Here is a 21551-nt window from a genome sequence, read left to right as displayed (position 1 = left end):
AGCGATATGGACAAGGGGGAGTACTAGCCGCATGGATCTTTTCCCCTCATTTTAATCAAATTGAACTTCTTGATTCAAAATGATTTCTTTAGGCGGAGACTCCATCGGACTGGCATACGGAATTAAGGCAAAATGTAAGCCCTCTAAGTTATCAGGTAAACGCGGTGTGACAAGGTAGGTTATCTGGGTTTGCCCTCCGCCGCCGCTTGCGCCATTTCTCATGACACGATAGAGTTCAGCACCAATGATATCAAGCTGGAGTTGTGGCCGGAAGTTGCCAAAATGTCCATCGAGTTGAATAAGTTTGATTTCAACGTAGACAATACTGCTGTGTTGGTGCTGCATGGCATGTGTCAACGTATACGAAAAGTCACCGACGACGGTTTTCTTCATGATAGGCACGACGTGCTCCAAATCACCTGGTTCATTCGGCCTGACAGGGTAATGCTCATTCAGACTGTTAAGCAACCAGTTGATTTGTGGAATTTCAATACCGAATCGCGTTGACCATTCTTGAAGGACTTCCTTTTGCGGGTAAAATCGTCTGCCTTTTGCAATGGATTTACGCTCAGTAAGCAGTTGAAGAAGCGATTCATCAATTTTCTTCATTTCATCATTGTATTCATTAGGTACCAAATGCAATTCAGACCAACCCATCGTTATGCACCTCCATTTTCCAATTGTATCCATGTATTATAACGGTTAATGAGAGGTTGGAAAAGTTTTGTGAAAAGCTCATCTGTTCTTCTGGACGATTCCCCATGTTTTTGGGACGGAAGCCCAAGCAGGACACGTTCGAATGGTGCTACTCTTTAGGTAATCTTTTTATAAAGGAGCTGCCCAAACAATGAATTCGACGTATGCAAATCACGCCAATAAGGTATGGCAAGAAATGATGAAGGATCATTCTGGCGAATGGGGAATGGACATTCATCACTGGGACTGGGTGCCTGGTGTGGGTGTGATAGCCATGCTGGAATATTACGAAGCAACGGGTAATACCGAAGTATTAGCTTATTTGCAGGCGTGGGTGAAGCACAATAGTGAAAAAGCGAAAGGAACGAAGGTGATTAATTCGATCGCGCCTTACGCCATTTTCCCTGCTTTATACCGGATTACGGACGATGTTTGGTTCCGGGATGAAGCGGATCGGGTAGCGGAGTGGCTGATTAAGGACACACCACGAACTCGCGAAGATGCCTTCGAGCATACGGTGACGGAAAATGTGGCGTTCGCTGAACAGGTGTGGGCGGATACGATTTTTATGGCCGTACTGTTTCTAGCGCGCACAGCGTCGTTGGTAGGCAGTAAGTTGTATGCGGAGGAAGCATTGAAGCAGGTGTTAATCCACCTTCGATTGCTGCAGGATGAGGAGACGAATGTTCTTTTCCACGGTTGGAACTGCGGATCGGGTGATCATATGTCAGCGGCGCGTTGGACGAGAGCGAATGCCTGGATTGCGGCAGGGATTCCGATGATCGTGAAGGAGATTGATCAGCTTGTTGCCATCCCGGATGAGCTTAAGGAACGATACAGACGCTTAATGTCAGGGCTGCTTGCGTACCAGCAGGAAGACGGACTTTGGAGCACGGTTATGGATCAACCTCATTTTTATCGGGAAGTGTCGGGCAGCGCGGGAATTGCATATGGCCTTATGAAAGGCATGGAGCTGGAATTAATTCCTTCTCTAGATGAAACTGCTGCCGCAGTGGAGCTAGTGATTCATTCAATTGAACCCTATATTACGGAGGAAGGTATCGTGAATGGGGTATCTGGCGGGACACCTGTGATGCCAACCATTCAGGCTTATCAAGATGATATTTCAACGTATCCTACGTTATATGGACAAGGCCTAGTGTTAATGCTCTTGGCTGAGGCATTGCGAGAGGAGAAGTAAGTGATGAGTAGTGAGCAGCTTTTGGAGGCAATTAGAGCGAACGAATTAAAGTTTGATAAAGACGTTAATTTAACTCTGACTCCGCTAACACAGACGTATCATACATCTCTTAAGCCGGATACACATCCTATGGTATACCAACTGTATCCATCTACGTGTTATGCGTATGATCTTTTACGCTATGGCGGTCTGGCCAATATTCAACGAGCAGCGGATATCCTTGAAGTTGTGCTGGAGCGGCAGGATAAGGATGCATCGCGAGCCACATATGGCATTTGGCCTTACAATTATGAAGAATCACTGGATGAAATGGATCGACCGGACTGGAATATGGCGGATTTTCATGGGAAGAAATTGGTTCTTATCTTGAAAAATTATGCAGAATCTCTTCCTGTGGCATTAGTCGAACAGATCCGTGAAGCTATTTATCACGCCTGCCAAGCGATTATCCGGCGAAATGTGGGTCCGCATTATACGAACATTGCGATCATGGGGGCTTTTGTTACGTTGGTAGGCGGCGAGCTGCTTGGCGATAATGAGATTCGCAGCTACGGGGAGCAACGACTGGAGCGATTTCATGAATTTACGTCAGGAGTAGGCACATTTACCGAGTATAACAGCCCTTGTTATTCGCCAATTGCGATTGAAGAATTGGATAGCATCTATCAAGAATCGGCTTCCCATGCGGCTGTAACTCTTGCTGAGCAATTGTTAGACATTGCGTGGGAGATGATTGCGAAGCATTTCCACCCGGCGACCGGGGAATGGGGAGGTCCATATAGCCGTAGCTATTACACGTTGATGACGGAGCGAGAGAAGCATTTCCTGGGAAATGCCCTCAACAAAGAATCGATGGGCATACAATGCCCAGAGAAGTATTATGCATATTTTAGCTCCAATGCGGAGAGGTATTTCATTGAGCCGACGATGATGGCAGCGGAAGCGGGCTTTCAGAACTATGCGACGACGTATCAAAATGAGAAGCTTTCACTCGGAAGCTACACGATCGGTAGTATGTGGAATCAGCGTCGCAACTTGCTGGGCTTCGTGGATGTCGGTGGGAAGAAGGTGTTCGTGCAGCTGCAATTTCTGAAAGATGGGAAGGACTTCTGCTCTGCTATTTATACGGGCGTGCAGTCACGCAAGCAGGTGCTGTTCGGCTTCAATTTGGCGACAGACAATGGTGCTTGGCATCAGGAGCTAGATGTGATCAACGGCAAGTTCCAAGCGAATGATTTGCGCATTCGGTTGCTGCTCGGCGGAGAATTGGAAGAGCTTGAGCTTCCAACTGTTGTGGAAGGGAAGAGTCTGACGACGATGCTCGGCGAAGATACGCAGCTGCGGGTTGACGCTGTTCTGGAGGAGTCGGACTACGGAGCACTCGAGGTTGCAGTCGAACGCAGTGAGAATGAGCTTCATTTGGATTACGTCATCTATGCGGGCGAGGAGAGGGCTTTTGATTTCCATGCGATTCAAAAAGCCGTATGGCTCTTCGCATTATCACTTGGCGAGGCTGATAACACGCTATCGGCGGTTGATGTTCAGCTTGGGGCCAATTCTGTTACAGCTACAATAGGTGCTCAGGAGGAGCAGATGTCGATCACGGTGCCGATAGCGCCAGGGAAGACGTGGGACTTCTACAGAAATAATCGCGTACAGTTACCTCAGAATTTGCATGAAAGCGTACAGTAAGCAGGGTGTATGAGAGGTGCAGGAATGCTTTCCTGTGTCTCTTTTTTGCGCGTTTGCCATTTTAACTGGAAAATAGGTTGTTAATTTCACCGGAATTGCCACTAATTTCAATTTAGATGGATTATATGTAGCTAATCTAGCGGAATCAGGCGAAATTGAACCATTTGGCCGAAATTAGCTGTAGGAAATCCAGTTATTTCCTAATTCGAGCGGAATCGGGCCGATTTAGCTGCAGGAAATCCAGTTATTTGGCAGCAAACGTTTGGTACTAGTTAGATTTAATGTTTCGTTTAAAAGCCTTAACCCTGTACTGCTTCGGCGTCAAGCCGGTTTCCTTTTTGAACACGTGGAAGAAATGCGACATGTCGCCAAACCCGACGGCAGCTGAGACTTCCGAGATAGCTAAATCGCTCTCCATCAACAATCGCTTCGCTTTATTCAGCCGATATTCAATCAAGAACTGTTTAATCGTCGTTCCGGTTGTCTCTTTAAACAACGTAAAGAGCTGCGAACGTGAGACCGGGAAACGAGTCACAAGATCTTCAATGTGTAAGGGCTCCTGATAATGTGCAATCAAATAGGAAAGCACATCACGGGCGAGATAGTGGTCACCTGTAGTTAGCGTTGTCGTGTACTCATTTTGTAATCCAAAAGAAAAAAGGAAAAAGTCGGCGATGCATCGCAGCACAGCTAGCTCATAGCCCATCTCCTGCCTAACTAGTGCCTGTGTAAGTTCAGTAAGTAGGGTCTGGACACGATCTAACTGCGGGGCGCTTAGGAAAAAATGACTAGAATCCGGATGGCGCTCGGCAAGTAATCGAGGAATGGAGAGATCAGACAGTTTACAAATGGTGTGCAGTTGATCTAAATAAGACTCATCTATGGAAAAGACATAACGATGAAATTCTTTGCTATGCCCGTGGAATGGCCGATGAATGACATTCGGATGAATGATCGTAAGGCTGCCTGCATGAAGCGGATATAAACGATCACCAACGATATAAGTGCCTGTACCTTGTAAAACCAGATAGATCTCATATCCGTTATGCGAATGCAGTAACTGGTGCTCCTGATCAAGCGGAATCGTCCGAAATTCACAGTATACGGGATAAGTAGCGAGAAAATGATTCGTATAATCATCGATAGCGAAGTTAACCGGTTCATTTCCCATCCTCATTTAAACCAGCCCTTCTTCTGGAACCACGCAAACATACCGATGCCAATGCCAACCATGATAGCGAGTATGGCGAAATACCCCCAATGCCATTCAAGTTCAGGCATGTAAGCAAAATTCATCCCATACAACCCAGCGATAAACGTTAATGGCATGAAAATCGTGGTAATGACCGTCAATGTTTTCATAATCGTATTCATTCGATTCGAGTTGAGCGAGATATAGCTATCCCGAATATCCGCTGTAATCTCACGGTTGGAGTCTACCATTTCAGAGAGCTTGAGCAGATGATCGTGAATATCGGTGAAAAAAACGAGATGCTCACGCACCTGTTCAATGCGATCTGTGCTGATAATGCGATACAGCAGGTCACGCATTGGGACGATGGTACGACGTAATTTCAACAGTTGGGAACGAATTTCAAAGACCTGGTTCATCAACGCATCAATGGCTTCGGCATTCATTTTATTCTCCATATCATCGAGCAGGTCTTCAATTTGATAGACACTAGGGAAATATTGATCGACGAGATTATCTAGAATTAAATACGCTGCATGGATTTGCCCCTGATTTCGCAGATTTTCTTGCTGGGACACCCGGGCCCAAGCATCTTCTATTTCTCTGGATTCATGCAAATGGAAGGTGACAATATAGTTGCTGCCGAGATACAGATCCACTTCTTCCGCATCCAGTGTCTTCGGATCGATGGCGTGCATGACGAAGAAATGAACGTCTTGATAGTGATCTACTTTCGGCCGTTGCATGAAATGAAAGCAGTCCTCAATGGTGAGGGGATGAAAGTGGAAATGATCCTTCAAATTTAAGGCTTCTTTTTCATCTGGATTATAGAAATCAACCCAGTACCACCGAATTGTGGGGGAGGATAATTCCTCAAGCGGGAGATCGTGGATCACAGCATAATCGGTTGTAACGGCAAGCGTTCGTATCATATAGGACTCCTAGCAAATCATTTTATCATAGGCATTTGCTTCATTTTACCATACAATGGAGAAAGATTAGAATGGAAAGAGGGATTGGGATGAAGCTCTCCGTTTGTATGGATGCGCTCTATAAAGGGCGTGATTTTAGGGAAAGTGTGAATGAACTGAAGGAGATCGGTTACGATACAATAGAGTTCTGGTCTTGGTGGCAGAAGGATATTGAGGTTGTCGCGGCTGCTGTGGCGGAAGCGGGAGTTTCGATTTCGACATTTTGCACGAAGTTCACGAGTTTGGTTGATCCAACGAAGCGTAGTGTCTATCTGGAAGGACTCGTCGAATCGATCGAGGTCGCGAAGCGTCTGAATTGCACCAAGCTCATTTCGCAAGTAGGACAAGCACTCGAAGGCGTGTCGCGAGAAGCTCAGACGCAATCGCTAATTGAGGGGCTGCGGGCGTGTGTGCCTATTTTGGAAAAAGAGGGCGTAACGCTGCTGATTGAACCGCTGAATACGCGTGTTAATCATCAAGGGTATTTCTTGGCTTCTTCGGAAGAAGCTTTCCATATCATCAACGAAGTAGGCAGCCCTTATGTGAAGATCTTGTTTGATATCTACCATCAACAAATCACGGAAGGCAATGTGATCGCTAACATTCGAGAGAATATCGGATTGATCGGCCATTTCCATGCGGCTGGCAACCCTGGTAGACATGAACTCGACAATGGTGAGCTGAATTACGAACAGATTTTTAAAGCCATTGATGAGACCGGTTTTGAGGGGCATATGGGGCTGGAATATTTCCCATTAGAGGAACCGCAGGTAGGGCTTCGAAAGCTACTGAAGTGAGAATAATAGGGAGCGCGGCTGTCAGGTTGGAAAACGAGAAACATTTGTAACACAATTGGAACATTCCTGTTACAGTTCTCTAACATAGAAAGGGTATTATAATAAACAAGACCCCCTTTTTTAATATAAACTTTGGACCTGGCCCCGTTGGCTAGGTCCCTTTTTTTATTCTCAAGTAATTGGACGTTTTGTGAGTACTGATGCCAGATACGGTACAGGATGACGGTAGCCTCAGCTGCTCCTTCATTACCTATGATTGAATGCGAAAACGTTGCAGCAACAAATACCCACTTATGCTAGTGGTTCTTTTTTGATAGACGATTTTGAAATCGTCCAATAAGCAACCTAATGCCGTACTAAGCAAGCCATTTCTTACCAATGTAGCCCGGCAGGGTTGCGAACTACCAATGACACGAACTGAAGTAATCCTGCGTGGGGAGCCTGCAACAAGAGGGTTTCTAGACCAGCTGATCAAAACTAAGTCAGGTTGACGAACAGCTTTAACTTTTACACAAGCCATATCAATCACCTCGTTTCTAGTTAGCATCTGTAACCCTATATAGAATGCATGCTAGATTGACTGTGTGCTGGACAAGGGCGGAAATAGAAACCATAGATAATTCCCTATATTCTTGGATAATATAACCAGATAGATAGGTGTAGTCCTGAAGGAGGATTCAAAGTGAATGAAACAACGTTATACGATAAGCTTGGCGGAGAAGGGGCTATCACGGCAGTGGTGGACTACTTCTATGAGCTGGTTTTGGCGGAAGAAACCGTCAATCCCTTTTTTAACAATACGGATATGGAGAAGCAGCGTAAGCATCAGGCGAAATTTTTTAGTTTTGCGTTAGGGGGGCCGAATCAATATACGGGGGCATCTATGGCCAAGGCGCATGCAGGGATGAATCTGCAAGAAGAGCATTTCAAAGCGATTGCGACTCATCTTCATGATGCGCTTGCTCATTTTGAGGTGGGGGCAGACGAGATCAATCAAGTGTTGGCGAAGGTGTCTACGTTGAAAGACGATATTTTACATAAGTGAGTATGAGTTTAAAAAGGGACCCAGCCATTTTGGCTGAGTTCCTTTCGCTTTACCGCCTTACCGTTCCGAGCGATAAATCTCCTTCACTAAGCGATAGGCCAATTTCGGCTTGCGATACTCGCTTAGCAACCCTTTATTATTGAAGCTCCGCGCGCGATCGCGGAAGTAAGGTCGGTCACTCCGCACATCGACACGAATGTCGGCGAAGTGCCAAATGAGCGTCCCGACGATGCGAGGGTCGTCGCGGAAGATTTTCAAAGCACGTGTGACGACATCCGCTTGGTAGTCTTCACTGAACAGGCGTGGCTCCCAGCCAGCATCGCCAAAAATCCCAGCCGCGCCGAACTCGCTCATGATCACAGGCTTGCCAGCAGCGCCTTGCTTCTCCGCATTAACGAAGTAGTCCTCCAGCATGGTACTAAATCCATCCACGCTGCCTTCATACCAGCCGTAATATTTGTTAATCCCGATGACATCAAAGTAGGATAGGACGATATCTTCCACAGGCTGCATCGTGGCATACGTGACGAGCCTGCTCGAGTCCATGCTGCGGATTTTGCTCACGAAAGCTTTCGTAAGCTCAAGCGCTTCTTGGGTACGTGTATCGATTTCGTTGTGCGCTCCCCAGAAAATGATGGACGGATGATGGTAGTCGCGGCTAATCATTTCGCCCAACATGTGAACGCCGCGCTCTCTGAAGATCGGGCTTGCCAGCGTTTCCACACTCATGAAACAGCCCCACATCGGAATCTCACTCCAGAGGAGCATCCCGTGCTCATCCAGCAGATCGATCCAGAACTGGCTTTGCGGATAATGGGAACCACGAACGATATTGCAGCCCATGTCGGTCAAAATGTCCAAATCTTTCAGCATCAGCTTCGGCGGGAAAGCAAATCCCCATTCCGGATGCTCCTCATGGCGATTTACGCCTTGGAGGTACAGCTTTTTGCCATTCAGCAGGATATCACTGCCCTGAACCTCAACTGTACGGAAGCCAGTCCGATCGATAAGATCATCCTCACCAGCTTGGACAGTGAAGGTATAGAGCGCGGGTTGGCCGACATCCCAACGCTTAATGTTTGTCAGGCTTCCGCTTAGGGTGAGGCTAGTCGTTTGACCCGCAGCAACTACGACATGACCTGCGGAGAGGGAAAGGCCTTCCGTACTAGCACTTACCTCAATTTGACAGTCTTCTTGGCCTAACGAACTAACTTGAATTTGCAGCTGAACATCCGCTGTATCGTCCTTCAATTGATAATCAATTTTCATGGAGTCGATGTAGACATCCGGCAGTTCTTGAATTTCAACAGAACGAATGATGCCCCCGTAAGAGTGCCAATCGGCAATATCTGTCGGTAAAGTCTGCCAATCAACAGTATTATCAACGCGAATCACGAGTTCATGCTTGCCTGCACTTAGGTGGGGGAGAACCATAGAGAACTGTGTAAACCCGCCAAAATGGTAGCCAATAGGCTGGCCATCCACGTACACATCGGCATGGTGAAGAATGCCTTCAAAAACCAGTCGAATGTTTGCCTCATGCAGCGTATCAAAATAGGTGCGATACCAAGCGGCACCAATATAATCGTAAGTACCTAATTCGTTATTCCAACAAGATGGGACGACGGACTTTTTTGACCCGGCAGGGAAGGTTGACGCCCACCCCTCAGAAACACCTTTATTGTCAGGATCCGTGATGAAATCCCATAAACCATCCAAAATTCGAGTAGGTCGTAAGTTATGCTGCTGAAAAGTACGTATCACGAGCATTAAGCCCCTTTCATGTATGTTTCGTAAAGCGTATCATAGAAGAAGAGTCCATTTGAATGGATAAACCTCATCTCTATTTGTCAAAATCGCTACAGGGTTGGTGAACAAAACCATTGAATAACCACCGTATTTATCATCATCGGCTTTCGTATGAGAAGCCACCCGATCCTGGTTGGAAAGATATTCGAAATACAACAGATGTGCACTCACTATATTGGATTCGGAGTGGTGAAGGGGAATTTCACCATGAGATGAATGAAGTTCCGCTACATGTACAAGCCGGGAGTTTGTTTTATTTGAAGCCTGGGTTTAAACTGAACATGACTTCGTCGATAGACAATCCGTTATGTATTAGGATGCTCTTATTCGATGCTTTTGATATCCCTTATGAGCATCTCAATTGGCTGAAGCCAGTTCCTGTGGAGGAACTGCGGATCCCTTTTTATAAACCGCACACGTTAGAGCAGTCAGATTGGCTCGAAGCACAGTTTACTCGTTTGTGGTCCATGAGAGGAACGGACCCGCATGAACGACAAGCGGAATTCCAATATGTCTTATCACGATTAATCCAATTTATGAAGGATACGGATACGTCTAGTGATCCCTACATGAAAGCTTTTCAGCAAGCGAAGCTGTGGTTGGAAACCTGTTATCATCAGCCTATTCGGTTGGAAGAACTGGCGAAAACCTACCATATCTCCGTGTCGCAATTACGCAAAATGTTTATGAAGTATGTGGGCATCTCGCCCAAAGCGTATTTAAATCAGATTCGGAATGAGCAGGCGAAGACGATGCTTTTACTGACGGATGAGCCCATGAAGGCGATCGCGGATGCTTGTGGATTTGCAGATGAGTTTCATTTTGGTAAAATGTTTCGAGTATGGAACGAGATTTCACCGGTTCGCTTTCGAACAATGAACAAATAGAGAGGGGCTAACCGAATTATGGGTGCCGAGATTGAAAGAAAGTATTTATTGCCCGCATTTCCTGCGGCTGAACTAGCAAATAATGAGTTGACGCAAGTGTCGAAACAATATATTTATCAGACGTATTTGGCTTTCTCGGACGATCAAGAAATTCGCGTACGCCAGCTAGTGGACAGTTCAGGAGAATCCCACTTTACGCATACGTTCAAGTCAGGACATGGGATGGTTCGAGAAGAAGTCGAATACAGCATCACGGAGCCTATCTATAAACAGCTGCTTGAGCGCACAGGATTAATTCCATTAGAGAAGATTCGTACGACCCTCGAAGCAGATGGGGTTACTTATGAAATCGATGAGTATAAACAAATCGACCTGCTTGTCGTTGAAGTGGAGTTTCCTGATTTGCAGACTGCGCAACAGTTTGTACCGCCGAGCTGGTTCGGAAGAGAACTTGGTTCAGAGGAAGAGTTCCGTAATAAGTCGATGTGGGTTACTTTACAGAAACGCTAATTCCTCTCCTAGATTCATTAGCGAAGTATGAGGAAAAAACATGCTTCCCTAAAAGTCTAGATAGAAGTTTTACAACAATTACTAGGTATCATCTAAGTATTGTAAGAACTTCTAAAGGGATTGCGAGGGGCTATTCATGAATTTAATCCACTATTACCGTCAACAGTTTGTCGAGTTAACAGCCCAGTTTGAAAAAGTGTGGGAGGAAGATTCGCATTATAAATTTGGTTTTCTTTGGCGTTCACATGTGAGTTCCTTGTATAAAGAAATGTTCCAAATGACACAAACGAGACAGGAACCGCTTTATTTGATGTATGCCATGGAGCTTCCTGAGTCTTATAAAAGAACGAACATTAGCGAGGTTATCAAAAATGTTGCTTCTGCTTACGAACTGTCCATGTATGTGTTCTCAAGTAAAATTATGTTGACATCATGTGTTTCCATTGAAAATTTACAGCAAACGTCATTAGGCTTTATTCACCAAGCACGTGCCGAGATGATTGATTTAGTCTTCTCTGCGATTAAACAAGTCGATTATGAAACCGTGTAGACCTTACACAATTCGACATCTATAATAGATGTAGATGGACGAGATTGCAATCCGATGGGGTGAGTACGATGTTGAGAGACTTATTAAACAATTTCTCGCTTGTTGCCGTATTTGTTTTTATATCGATTCAAATTTTTTACTCCCCCAAATTACAAAAGGCTGCCCGATGGAAATTTCAGTTTTGGGCAGGCATAACACACGGACTTTTCGGAGTTATGCTTGCTTATACTGGAGTCCATGTGAGTGAACGGCATATTCTAGATTTGAAAGCGGTTGCAATTCTGATGGCTACTTTCATCGGTGGCGGTGTTTCTGGTTTTATAACGACGGTAGTCATCATTATTGGCCGGACGATGATCGATCCAGCAGTTTTGTTTCGGGTATCGCTGCTAGGATTTATTATATATGCGGGTGGTTTACTTATTCATTCTTACATCCGCGACTATTGGAAGAAATGGATGCTGCTCGTATTATGTCCTGTCATTGTGTTATTTGTTGATATGGTTCTTATTTATAAACTTCCTGCTATGGAGCTTGTCATTCCGAATTTACTTTTGCATTTAGGGGCCGGCATGTTCGTTGCAGGACTTACTCGCTATTTCTTGCGCTCCGAGGAGCTTAAACGGCAAGTAAGACAGGTACAGCAAGAGCTTTTTGATATTTTGCGTTTTCAACCAGGGCTTATGTTTAAGCTCAAAAAAATACAGAATTCCTTGGTATATACGATCATTGATGGTCAATTATTGCATCAGCTCGGCATTAAACCAGATGACTTTTTCTACAAGAATGTGTATGCGATTCCATCGTATTCGGAAGACATTGCGCAATTCCTGCAATCCAAATATGAAGAAGCCTACCGAGGGAATCAAGTCGCCTACGAAATGGATGTACGTGGAAAAATCATTTTCACGACGTTACAGCCTGTTTTTGATGGCACCGAGGTGGTTGAAATCATAGGCTCGGCGACGGATGTTACGGAGAAGAGTCTGGCAGAACGTCGGATTCAGGAAAGTGAAGAGCGGAATCGGATTCTCGTAGAGAACTCGCAGGAGGGCATTCTGGGTTTCACAACGGAAGGTGAAATTACGTCAGTGAATCAAGCGGCATGTTACCTATCACAAACGAGAGCTGAGGATATGCTGGGTCTTACAATGATTGCTTTTTTACCCGTATCCGAGCAGGAGCTTTGGGAGCAGCACTTTCAAGAAGTGCTTACGAGTGGTGATAATGTGAGATTCGAAATCGCGATTCCGTCGTCGGAGGGGCCAAGAAGAGACTATCGGGTAACACTTTCAGCCTATCATCATGCCTCTGGTGAAGTGAAAGGGATTGTGGGTACGATTCACGATTTTACCGAAGCTTCGATGCGTCATGCAGCTGATCAAGCCAATCAAGCGAAGAGTCATTTTATTGCCAAAATGAGTCATGAAATTCGAACGCCTTTGAATGGGATTATCGGGCTGTCTCAACTGTTGGGGAAGACACCGCTCTCCGAGCACCAGAAGGATTACTTAACGAATATTACCTCTTCTTCGCATACGTTGTTAGGTATTATTAATGATGTGTTGGATTTTTCCAAAGTTGAAGCAGGTAAATTAGAGGTGGAACGAACGAGCTTTAATCTGGACGAGCTGTTGAAGGAACTTTCCAGTATTTGCAGTGTACTATCGAAGAGCCAACCCATAGAGCTTATTTTCAGCACGCCTGCTGAGCTGCCTAGACGGCTTCTCGGAGATCCGCTTCGGTTGAAGCAAGTTTTACTGAACCTCTGCAGCAATGCCATTAAATTTACGCGTGCAGGTTATGTGATGCTTCACATTGAGCTGGGCCCACAGACATCCGGTGAGGAGATGATGCTGGGATTTAGCGTCGAAGACTCGGGGATTGGCATTTCGGCTGATCGGCTTTCTTACATTTTTGAGCCTTTTTCTCAAGCAGATGGATCAACGAGCCGTGAGTATGGAGGAACTGGTCTGGGACTGCCGATCAGCCAACATTTGATCACGTTAATGGGCGGTGTGCTCCAAGCAGAAAGTATAATGGGAAGCGGGAGCCGTTTCACTTTTGCCTTACCTTTTCAAATCATTGAGCAAGACGATCCTGATGAGTGGGATATTGGAGAGGGAAATGATCCTTATCATGTGTTGGTTGTTGAAGATCATCCCCTTATGAGAAACAGCTTACAGGATACCTTAGAATCGTTTGCACTCATCGCAACGACGGTTCCTTCTTGGGATTCGTTGTTCAAACGGCTAGGCGGGAAAGAAAACGGGGCAGATGACTTCCATTGTCTCCTCCTGGATATGGAAAGCGATGATATGTATGGCCTAGAAACATGGGATGCTCTTCTCGCTTTGATTCAAAGAGATCGAACGCGCTTAATTTGTCTGACATCCTCAATGGGGAAGGAAGAGCTGCTTACACTCCCTGAGGAGATAAGGCCTGATGCGGTACTTGTTAAACCGATTAGTCGACTAGAGCTGTATCAGACGTTGGAATATTTGTTCCATCCTAAGCATGAGTCGCGGGTCGTGGAGTATGGATCGGTTTTGAATCCTTCTGCTGAAGTGGAGGAATGGGGGCACATTCTACTCGTTGAGGACAATGAAATTAATCAACAAGTGGCCATGGAGCTGCTTGAGGAGCGGGGCTACAGAGTCACATTAGCGACAAATGGTCGAGAAGCGCTCGACAAGCTGGAAAAAGGCGAATATGCCTTGGTCCTCATGGATATCCACATGCCAGTTATGGATGGTGTCGAGGCTACAAGACTTCTACGTCTGAACCCAAGATTTCGTGAAATGCCGATCATCGGGCTTACGGCTAATGTCGTTAAACAAGACCAAGAAGCATACGTCCGAATGGGTATGAACGATGTGATAAGCAAACCGCTAGATGTGAAGTTGCTGTTTCGAGTGATTCACAAATGGCTGGAACCCGAGAAGAGGAAGGAACGGGAGCGAAGATTCAATGATCCTCAACCGGTTGATGGAGAAGAGACACCTTATTATCAAGGTATCGCCGCGATAGACTGGGAGGGAGCTTTGGCCCGAGTGGAGGGTAAAGAGAGTATTCTTCTCGTCATGCTGCAGCTGTTCAAGAAGAATTATAGTGACTTCGCAGATCTGCTCCGGATCAATCACCGTGAAGGGGATTGGGTCGCTGCCAAAAGAGCTGCGCATACGCTAATCGGTGTAGCAGGCAGCTTATCGGCAGGAGCGCTGCATGCGGGAGCTGTGAAGCTCCAAGCAACAATTCTCCTGAATGAGAATTATGAGGACCAGATTGCCGAGATCGCAGCGGAAATTGAGCGCATTATCGTTTGTATTCCGGATGAAGCGTAAGCGTTGATGAAGGAGTAGGCTCATCGTGATCCAAGCCGGATTTCCACTCTATAGCGTACGCTGTGTCCGTTAGCCGTTTCCCTCATGTGTAGCCCGCGAGCGGAACAATGATAACGGCCACCATGGCCGTTATTTAGCTGAATCTAGCGCCATGCCTATGCTAACGGCCACCACGGCCTTTATTTAGCTGAATCCAGCGCCCATCCTATGCTAACGGCCACGACGGCCGTTATTTAGCTGAATCCAGCGCCAATCCTATGCTAACGGCCACGACGGCCGTTATTTAGTCAAATCCAGCGCCATGCCTATGCTAACGGTCACCACGGCTGCTATTTAGCCAAATCCAGCGCCAATCCTACGCTAACGGCCACTACAGCTGCTATTTAGCCAAATCCAGCGCCCATCCCACGCTAACGGCCACTACAGCTGCTATTTAGCCAAATCCAGCGCCAATCCTATGATAACGGCCACCGTGGCTGCTATTTAGCCAAATCCAGCGCCAATCCTACGCTAACGGCCACTACAGCCGCTATTTCGTCCAAAACCCCTGATTCTAGCCCGATTTCCACTCCATAGCGCACGCTGAGTCCGTTAGCGAAGCAGGAGCATCGAATTCAGCCAAATAGTGTCGCCTATGTCCGTTAGCTCCGTCACTCCCAACAATCATAGTCTCAACTGAACAGAGGGGAGCGAGTGCATAGGGTAAAGATCTTAAAGGATCAACGTGAGTGAACACATAGGACTAAGAGCACAAAGGATCAACGGAGCGAGCACATAGGATGTCAGGGGAGCGAGTATGAACGATCAAGAGTTGCTACCCATTACGCTAACGGCCACTACGGCCGTTATTTCGTCAAATCCAGCGCCAATCCTACGCTAACGGCCACTACAGCCGCTATTTCGTCCAAAACCCCTGATTCTAGCCCGATTTCCACTCCATAGCGCACGCTGTGTCCGTTAGCGAAGCAGGAGCATCGAATTCAGCCAAATAGCGTCGCGTGTGTCCGTTAGCCCGGCTACTCCCAACAATCATAGCCTCAACTGAATAGGGGGGAGGGGGAGCGAGTGCATAGGCTAAAGAGCAAAAAGAATCAACGTGAGCGAGCACATAGGATAACAGGGGAGCGAGCATGAACGATCAAGAGTAGCTCCCCATCACTCTAACGGCCACTACGGCCGTTATTGGCCAAATCCAGCACCCTTCCCACGCTAACGGCCACTACAGCCGCTATTTCGTCCAAAGCACCTGATTCTAGCCCGATTTCCACTCCATAGCGTTCGCTGTGTCCGTTAGCGAAGCAGGAGCATCGAATAATGCCAAATAGCGTCGTCTATGTCCGTTAGCAGCTCCCCTCCAAACAATCACAGCCTCAACTGAACAGGAGGGAGCGAGCGCATAGACTAAAGAGGATAAAGGATCAACGGAGCGAGCATGAACGATCAAGAGTAGCTCCCCATCACGCTAACGGCCACTACAGCCGCTATTTCGTCCAAAACACCTGAATCTAGCCCGATTTCCACTCCATAGCGTACTCTGTATCCGTTAGCCCCGTCACTCCCAACAATCATAGCGTCAACTGAACAGGGGGAGAGGGAGCGAGCACATAGAAATAAGAGCATAAAGGATCAGGGGAGCGAGTATGAACGATCAAGAGTAGCTCCCCATCACTCTAACGGCCACTACGGCCGTTATTTAGCCAAATCCAGCCCCCTTCCCACGCTAATGGCCACTACAGCCGCTATTTCGTCCAAAACACCTGATTCTAGCCCGATTTCCACTCCATAGTGTACGCTGTGTCCGTTAGCGAAGCAGGAGCATCGAATAATGCCAAATAGCGTCGCGTGTGTCCGTTAGCCCCACCTCGCCGCGTCCCACGCCTGTGTCCGTTAGCCCCACCCCGCCGCGTCCCGCGCCTATGTTCGTTAGCCCGGCCACACCCCGCCGCGTCCCGCGCCTATATCCGTTAGCCCGGCCACTCCCCACCCAGCCGTGTCCCGTCGAACCACGCCCCGCCCATCTGTCACAACTTCAACTGAAATGTACGGTATCGCTGACGCCCTCCGACGACAGTCAAGAGTTGCTTTTCAACTAGTTGATGCAGCACTCGTCTTACGTGGCGATCGGAGAGCCGAAGGTGTTCAGTAATTTCTATCGGTGTAATTGGCCGAAGCAAGCGACGTGCATAACGCACGACTTCTGCCTCTGCCCAATCCAAGCCAGCTGACACATCGGCTGAAAGGAACTTTCCGACGAATGACAGGATAAGCTGTTGGCATTGTTTCGGATCTTCTTTGATAGACAAATAAGCGATAGGCATAAAAGTCCACCCATCAAGGGTTAGCAAGCTATGTCGCATGCATAGATCTTTAAATCTTCTAACATCAAGATCTCTGGCATGAGATCCAAATCCCTGTATTTCGATTCCTCCTTTTACGCCGCCAGGCATATAGGCAAGATCGAGATAGCGATAGCCATTATTGAAATCACGTACCTCCCACTCGGGGTATAAATGATTGAAATTACCGATGGCAGGAAACCAAATGCAACGTAAAAACTCAATTGTTCCGTGGCCCAACCCTTTCTCTAACAATTCGAGCCTTCGATAATTTACGGTCCCAGTCCCAGCGTGCGCGATCATTGCCTGCATCCATTCGTTATATTTTTCCTCAAATGACATTCATCTCAGCCTCCTATTCATTGTAAATAAACAAACAAAACCGTTCCACCGCATAGCTCATAATGAGCGTTATGCAATGAAACGGCGTGTGCTTCACTCCGTATATCTTATAAAATTAGTATATAAGAGAAAGGTTAAAATCACCAGGGTAAGTAATCTAAACGCCCGAATAAGCCATAAATCCGCCATCCACCGGGATCGTCGTACCTGTAACGAAGCGGGACATGTCGGAATCCGCCAGCCACAGCAACGTGCCTAGTAAATCCTCCGGCTTGCCGAATCGGCGCATCGGGGTGTGAGCAATGATTTTATGAGAGCGATCCGTCAGCGATCCGTCCTCTTTCATCAACAACTTGGCATTCTGCTCCGTCAAAAAGAACCCAGGTGCGATGGCATTTACACGAATGCCACTTTCTGCCAAATGAACAGCTAGCCATTTCGTAAAGTTATCGATAGCCGCTTTGGCTGCGCTGTAGGCAGGAACTTTCGTCATGGGCGAAGGTGCGCTCATGGATGAGATATTGATTACGGTTGCCCCCGTTTTGCCATGCATATGCTTAGTGAACACTTGCGTAGGAATTAAGGTGCCCACGAAATTAAGATCCAGCACGTTGCGGAAACCAGTGATACTTAGATCATAGAAGGATTGCACATCTGGATTTGCCACGTCTTCCATTTTGAAAATCTCATTCGTCGTATTCGCACTGGCATGATTGCCACCCGCACCATTAATGAGAATATCACATGTACCCAACTGTCCCGTCACGGAGGCAGCAGCCTGTTCTACACTTTCCGTCACGGTTACATCGCAAGCAACAGCAATGGCCACGCCACCAGCTGCTTGAATTTCGTGAACCACAGCTAAGCCTTTCTCATGCGTACGATTCAGAATGGCAATGTGTGCGCCTTGTCTAGCTAATTCTAATGCCATAACGCGGCACAGAACGCCAGCGCCTCCAGTAATCACAACGACCTTCCCTTGCAGGGATGGGAATTTAGTTAATCCGCTCATATGCAGTGACAGCTCCTTCTTGTAATTTACCACCTTGGCGACACAGCATGTCCCAAAGTCCCCATAAATACATGATACCTAATGCCCGATCGTACAACCCGTATCCAGGTCTGCAACGCTCATCCCAAATATGTCGACCATGATCCGGCCGGCAAAATCCTTCATAATTGTTCGCATGCAGCGCCTGCACAATGCCTGACATATCTACCGTGCCATCCTGTGTACGATGAGAGGTTTCAATGAAATCACCATTCTCATACACGCGAACATTCCGCAGATGGGCAAAAGGAATCCGATCCGCGAATTCATGCACGATCGAGACAATATCATTGCTCGGGTTCGCACCGAGTGAGCCACTGCACATCGTAAGCCCGTTATACGGGCTGTCATGTAAGGCTAAGAAACGGCGAATATTTACTTGGCTCGTCATTAATCTTGGTAATCCGAAGACGGACCAAGGCGGGTCGTCCGGGTGAATTGCCATGCGAATACCGTGCTCGGCGGCCACGGGAATAATTTCATCCAAGAAATACTTGAGGTTCGCCCACAGCTGCTCTTCGGTGACATCCTTATAGGCATCAAATAGCTCCGTCAAATGAGCGAGTCGCTCAGGCTCCCAGCCTGGCATACTGAAATCGGGGTTGGCATTAATCCGTCCAACATGCTCAGTTAGGTCGAGGTTGGCAATTTTACTTTTTTCATAAAATAGTGCCGTCGAGCCGTCTTCCAGCTCCTTATGTAAATCTGTCCGTACCCAATCGAATACAGGCATAAAATTGTAGCAAATGACCTTGACACCAACTTGCGCTAACGTGGCGATCGTTTTCTTATAATTAGCCATGTACGTATCGCGACTTGGCAGTCCTAATTTAATATCCTCATGAATGTTGACGCTCTCCACGACCTGCATATGCAGCCCCGCACGATCAGCCCCGGCTTTGATTTTCTGAATCTTATCCATCGGCCATTCTTCACCGGCAGGTATATCATGCAGTGCCCAGACGATACCTTCAACACCGGGAATTTGTTTAATTTGCTTTAGGGTGACGGTATCGTTGCCCTCTCCAAACCAGCGGAATACCATTTTCATAGATGAACATTCGCCTCCAATATAATCAACCTATTTGAAATACGTAGGGAACTTCTCTTTTAATAATGCTTGATCAGCAATGCCAACTTGAAGATGCCTGCGTATCAATTGTTCTGCCTTATCTGGCTGCTGCTCTTGGATGGCATCCACTATCTGCCCATGCTGTGCATAGAGTTCATCCCAATGATGATCAGTCGCTAAGCGAAGCATACGGGTGCGGTTCAAATGCACATTAATTTGCCCAATGACGGCCCATGTGTTCATTTTCTTGCAGCCTTCGAAGATCGTCCGATGAAACTCCTCATCAAGCTCAAACATTTTCTTGAAGTCTTGTTCATCCATACACACTTTCTGCGAGGCTAAATTCATTCGAAGCAAGCGCAGGGACTCTTCCGGAAAAGAGAGACAGGCCAAGCGAATAACGGCGCTTTCTAGATGTTCGCGAATGAAGCGAGCTTCATCCACCAGCTCCAGATCAATGCGAGAGACTACCGTACCGCGTTGCGGATAAATATCCAGCAAGCCTTCCTGTGCTAATTGCACGAAGCTTTCCCGAACAGGTGTCCGACTCACATTGAAGCTTACCGACATTTCTTTCTCTGAAATAGTAGCGCCTGGAAGCAGGGCAAGACTCAGAATTTGAGCCTTTAGCGTGTGATAGACGGCATCACGTGTCGAACTAATCAGTGGTTTTTTGAAATAATCCATAGGGATCTCCTTTGCAAAATGAAGCCTAAACTCATACTACCATACTTGTATGGTAGTATGGAAGTAGTAAATCTTCGTTGATTCGGATCGCCGTCTACATTTGAACAAGCAATAAAAACACCGCATGCAGCTCGTGCTTTCCTCACTAGGAGTAACACGAATCACATGCGGTGTAGGTTAATTTTAACGAGAGACAGCGAAGCTTTGTACCGTTCTCCAAGCTTCTAATTGCTTCTCTAATTGTTCCACTAACGTCGAGACGTCTTGGGAGAATTGCTCTCTTTGTTGCTCATTCATCCCAACCTGTTCCTGCTGCAGCTCGCTAGAAGTAGGTGGAGTAGGAATCGTTTGAAGTAATTGCTGTAGTCTAGCTTGTAACAGCGATCCAGCAGCAGCACTTACATCAGCTTGCGATATAGAAGGATTAGCTTCTACTGGCAGCCCCACGTTGTTACCATCAATCCCCTGCACAGCAGGTACGGCAACTTCTTGAACCTCAACTTTGATCTTCTCAGCTTTCGCAGGTGCCTTGGCAGCGATCGGTTTCGCGCGTTCAGCCCGATTGTTCTGGAAGGTAGACCAGGTTTCGATTAGTTCAGGCCCTGATTTATAGAGCAACTGCCCCTTGATTCGGTCAGAGATGTCTTTATCTTTAAACATCTTGGCAATTTTCTTCACATCACTGACTGGCATTTCATCACGTGCCATGATCAGAGCTAAGGGATCACGATGCTCCATTGGAAGATCTTTCAACGGCAGCAATTGATCTTCCGTAAGCTTATCTTTGCGAATCTCCGTGCCGCCTACGATGAGCTTCTTTACGGAGTTACCAAACTTAAGCAGCTCACACTTGTTTTTGATATACGTTTCAGGTTTGCCAAGCTTACCAGAAAGATATTTAATAGATGAGCTAAATTTCGCATCATGCATGAGCTTATGGAAAGCTTCGGCTTCCTCAATGGGAGAGAAGCCTTCTCGTGTGAGATTTTCAGCAATCTGCTCTAGATAGATTTCCATCTCATCCGTTACCGTGGACACGATACATGAAATGGTTGGAAGCCCGAGCATTTTGGTAGCTTTATATCTGCGATTGCCATAAATGATCTTATATCGGTTGTTGGCGGTTGTACGCACTTTGATCGGAGAAAGTAAGCCAATTTCCCCAATACTTTTCATTAATTCTTGCAGTGCTTCTTCATTGAACTGGTAGCGGGGCTGGTCCGTGTCCTCATCAATGAGATGCATAGAAATGTTATGTATGTCCATCTTCATGTCTCCATTCGTCAGGGTCATCTAGTCTAATTATATATCAAGTAAGGAAGTGTGGGAACGCCAACTCGCTAGAAAGGATTTGGTAGGGGGATTATGG

The 21551-nt window shown here is 46.7% G+C and carries 20 protein-coding genes; 8 read left to right on the top strand and 12 right to left on the bottom strand.

From position 1 onward, the window contains the following. Positions 1–51: 51 nt before the first annotated feature. Complete coding sequence (locus GC096_RS17125) at positions 52–657, bottom strand: hypothetical protein (protein ID WP_171631837.1); 606 nt, start codon at positions 655–657, stop codon at positions 52–54. Between the two features lie 190 nt (positions 658–847). On the opposite strand from GC096_RS17125, the gene GC096_RS17120 reads away from it, so the two are divergent. Together GC096_RS17120 and GC096_RS17115 are read left to right on the top strand one after the other, a co-directional pair. Then, positions 848–1897 (top strand): glycoside hydrolase family 88/105 protein, encoded by a 1050-nt coding sequence (locus tag GC096_RS17120; protein ID WP_171631836.1) that lies wholly within the window; start codon positions 848–850, stop codon positions 1895–1897. Positions 1898–1900: 3 nt separating this feature from the next. Continuing rightward, a complete protein-coding gene (locus GC096_RS17115; protein WP_171631834.1) occupies positions 1901–3589 on the top strand; it encodes a DUF8769 domain-containing protein in 1689 nt (562 codons plus the stop codon). Positions 3590–3857: 268 nt separating this feature from the next. On the opposite strand, the gene GC096_RS17110 is transcribed toward GC096_RS17115, so the two are convergent. After that, positions 3858–4766 (bottom strand): AraC family transcriptional regulator, encoded by a 909-nt coding sequence (locus GC096_RS17110; protein WP_171631833.1) that lies wholly within the window; start codon positions 4764–4766, stop codon positions 3858–3860. Continuing rightward, a complete protein-coding gene (gene corA / locus GC096_RS17105; RefSeq protein WP_171631832.1) occupies positions 4763–5713 on the bottom strand; it encodes a magnesium/cobalt transporter CorA in 951 nt (316 codons plus the stop codon). The genes GC096_RS17110 and corA overlap by 4 nt, the downstream gene beginning before the upstream one ends. 71 nt (positions 5714–5784) lie before the next feature. On the opposite strand from corA, the gene GC096_RS17100 reads away from it, so the two are divergent. After that, positions 5785–6549 carry a hydroxypyruvate isomerase family protein gene (locus tag GC096_RS17100; RefSeq protein ID WP_216626161.1) on the top strand — a complete coding sequence of 255 codons (765 nt, stop codon included), beginning with the start codon at positions 5785–5787 and terminating at the stop codon, positions 6547–6549. A gap of 250 nt (positions 6550–6799) precedes the next feature. Here GC096_RS17100 and GC096_RS17095 read toward each other — a convergent pair whose 3' ends face one another. Beyond that, positions 6800–7069: a hypothetical protein gene (locus tag GC096_RS17095; protein ID WP_171631830.1), complete on the bottom strand. Its 270-nt coding sequence runs from the start codon at positions 7067–7069 to the stop codon at positions 6800–6802. Positions 7070–7231: 162 nt separating this feature from the next. Between GC096_RS17095 and GC096_RS17090 the strand changes: the two genes are divergently transcribed. Beyond that, positions 7232–7594, top strand: coding sequence for a group I truncated hemoglobin (locus tag GC096_RS17090; RefSeq protein WP_171631828.1), 363 nt, complete (start codon positions 7232–7234; stop codon positions 7592–7594). Positions 7595–7651: 57 nt separating this feature from the next. Here GC096_RS17090 and GC096_RS17085 read toward each other — a convergent pair whose 3' ends face one another. Further along, positions 7652–9358, bottom strand: a complete 1707-nt coding sequence (locus tag GC096_RS17085; protein WP_171631826.1) for a glycoside hydrolase family 2 protein — start codon at positions 9356–9358, stop codon at positions 7652–7654. Between the two features lie 119 nt (positions 9359–9477). Here GC096_RS17085 and GC096_RS17080 point away from each other — a divergent pair, with 119 nt between their 5' ends. From GC096_RS17080 to GC096_RS17065, 4 genes are all read left to right on the top strand, one after another. Next, positions 9478–10290: a helix-turn-helix transcriptional regulator gene (locus GC096_RS17080; RefSeq protein WP_171631825.1), complete on the top strand. Its 813-nt coding sequence runs from the start codon at positions 9478–9480 to the stop codon at positions 10288–10290. Between the two features lie 18 nt (positions 10291–10308). Then, a complete protein-coding gene (locus tag GC096_RS17075) occupies positions 10309–10800 on the top strand; it encodes a CYTH domain-containing protein (RefSeq protein ID WP_171631823.1) in 492 nt (163 codons plus the stop codon). Positions 10801–10936: 136 nt separating this feature from the next. After that, complete coding sequence (locus GC096_RS17070; RefSeq protein WP_171631822.1) at positions 10937–11350, top strand: hypothetical protein; 414 nt, start codon at positions 10937–10939, stop codon at positions 11348–11350. Between the two features lie 68 nt (positions 11351–11418). Next, positions 11419–14694 carry a response regulator gene (locus tag GC096_RS17065; RefSeq protein WP_171631820.1) on the top strand — a complete coding sequence of 1092 codons (3276 nt, stop codon included), beginning with the start codon at positions 11419–11421 and terminating at the stop codon, positions 14692–14694. Positions 14695–15946: 1252 nt separating this feature from the next. On the opposite strand, the gene GC096_RS38475 is transcribed toward GC096_RS17065, so the two are convergent. From GC096_RS38475 to GC096_RS17035, 7 genes are all read right to left on the bottom strand, one after another. Beyond that, positions 15947–16138: a hypothetical protein gene (locus GC096_RS38475; RefSeq protein WP_216626158.1), complete on the bottom strand. Its 192-nt coding sequence runs from the start codon at positions 16136–16138 to the stop codon at positions 15947–15949. 357 nt (positions 16139–16495) lie between these two features. Then, positions 16496–16678: a hypothetical protein gene (locus GC096_RS17060; protein ID WP_171631819.1), complete on the bottom strand. Its 183-nt coding sequence runs from the start codon at positions 16676–16678 to the stop codon at positions 16496–16498. Positions 16679–16715: 37 nt separating this feature from the next. Beyond that, the gene (locus tag GC096_RS17055; protein WP_171631817.1) at positions 16716–17372 is read right to left on the bottom strand and encodes a transcriptional regulator; all 657 of its coding nucleotides are present in this window, start codon (positions 17370–17372) and stop codon (positions 16716–16718) included. A 157-nt stretch (positions 17373–17529) separates the two neighbouring features. Further along, positions 17530–18384, bottom strand: coding sequence for an SDR family oxidoreductase (locus GC096_RS17050; protein ID WP_171631816.1), 855 nt, complete (start codon positions 18382–18384; stop codon positions 17530–17532). Continuing rightward, a complete protein-coding gene (gene uxuA / locus GC096_RS17045; RefSeq protein ID WP_171631815.1) occupies positions 18368–19474 on the bottom strand; it encodes a mannonate dehydratase in 1107 nt (368 codons plus the stop codon). Before uxuA ends, GC096_RS17050 begins: the two co-directional genes overlap by 17 nt. A gap of 30 nt (positions 19475–19504) precedes the next feature. Then, complete coding sequence (locus tag GC096_RS17040; protein WP_171631813.1) at positions 19505–20182, bottom strand: GntR family transcriptional regulator; 678 nt, start codon at positions 20180–20182, stop codon at positions 19505–19507. Between the two features lie 183 nt (positions 20183–20365). After that, positions 20366–21448, bottom strand: a complete 1083-nt coding sequence (locus GC096_RS17035) for a ParB/RepB/Spo0J family partition protein (protein WP_171631812.1) — start codon at positions 21446–21448, stop codon at positions 20366–20368. Positions 21449–21551: the final 103 nt, after the last annotated feature.

Source organism: Paenibacillus plantarum (assembly GCF_013141695.1).
GTDB classification, from domain to species: domain Bacteria; phylum Bacillota; class Bacilli; order Paenibacillales; family NBRC-103111; genus Paenibacillus_E; species Paenibacillus_E plantarum.
The sequence above is the reverse complement of the archived record's forward strand: the minus strand, read 5'-3'. Positions and strand labels throughout refer to the sequence as shown.

Excerpts from the sequence above, each read along its gene's own strand:
- GC096_RS17075 (WP_171631823.1), top strand. The coding sequence starts at position 10,309 with ATGGGTGCCGAGATTGAAAGAAAGTATTTATTGCCCGCATTTCCTGCG.
- GC096_RS17100 (WP_216626161.1), top strand. The coding sequence starts at position 5,785 with ATGGAAAGAGGGATTGGGATGAAGCTCTCCGTTTGTATGGATGCGCTC.
- corA (WP_171631832.1), bottom strand. The coding sequence starts at position 5,713 with ATGATACGAACGCTTGCCGTTACAACCGATTATGCTGTGATCCACGAT.
- GC096_RS17035 (WP_171631812.1), bottom strand. The coding sequence starts at position 21,448 with ATGGACATACATAACATTTCTATGCATCTCATTGATGAGGACACGGAC.
- GC096_RS17120 (WP_171631836.1), top strand. The coding sequence starts at position 848 with ATGAATTCGACGTATGCAAATCACGCCAATAAGGTATGGCAAGAAATG.
- GC096_RS17115 (WP_171631834.1), top strand. The coding sequence starts at position 1,901 with ATGAGTAGTGAGCAGCTTTTGGAGGCAATTAGAGCGAACGAATTAAAG.
- GC096_RS17070 (WP_171631822.1), top strand. The coding sequence starts at position 10,937 with ATGAATTTAATCCACTATTACCGTCAACAGTTTGTCGAGTTAACAGCC.
- GC096_RS17040 (WP_171631813.1), bottom strand. The coding sequence starts at position 20,182 with ATGGATTATTTCAAAAAACCACTGATTAGTTCGACACGTGATGCCGTC.
- GC096_RS17050 (WP_171631816.1), bottom strand. The coding sequence starts at position 18,384 with ATGAGCGGATTAACTAAATTCCCATCCCTGCAAGGGAAGGTCGTTGTG.
- GC096_RS17110 (WP_171631833.1), bottom strand. The coding sequence starts at position 4,766 with ATGAGGATGGGAAATGAACCGGTTAACTTCGCTATCGATGATTATACG.
- GC096_RS17065 (WP_171631820.1), top strand. The coding sequence starts at position 11,419 with ATGTTGAGAGACTTATTAAACAATTTCTCGCTTGTTGCCGTATTTGTT.
- GC096_RS17125 (WP_171631837.1), bottom strand. The coding sequence starts at position 657 with ATGGGTTGGTCTGAATTGCATTTGGTACCTAATGAATACAATGATGAA.
- GC096_RS17095 (WP_171631830.1), bottom strand. The coding sequence starts at position 7,069 with ATGGCTTGTGTAAAAGTTAAAGCTGTTCGTCAACCTGACTTAGTTTTG.
- uxuA (WP_171631815.1), bottom strand. The coding sequence starts at position 19,474 with ATGAAAATGGTATTCCGCTGGTTTGGAGAGGGCAACGATACCGTCACC.
- GC096_RS17055 (WP_171631817.1), bottom strand. The coding sequence starts at position 17,372 with ATGTCATTTGAGGAAAAATATAACGAATGGATGCAGGCAATGATCGCG.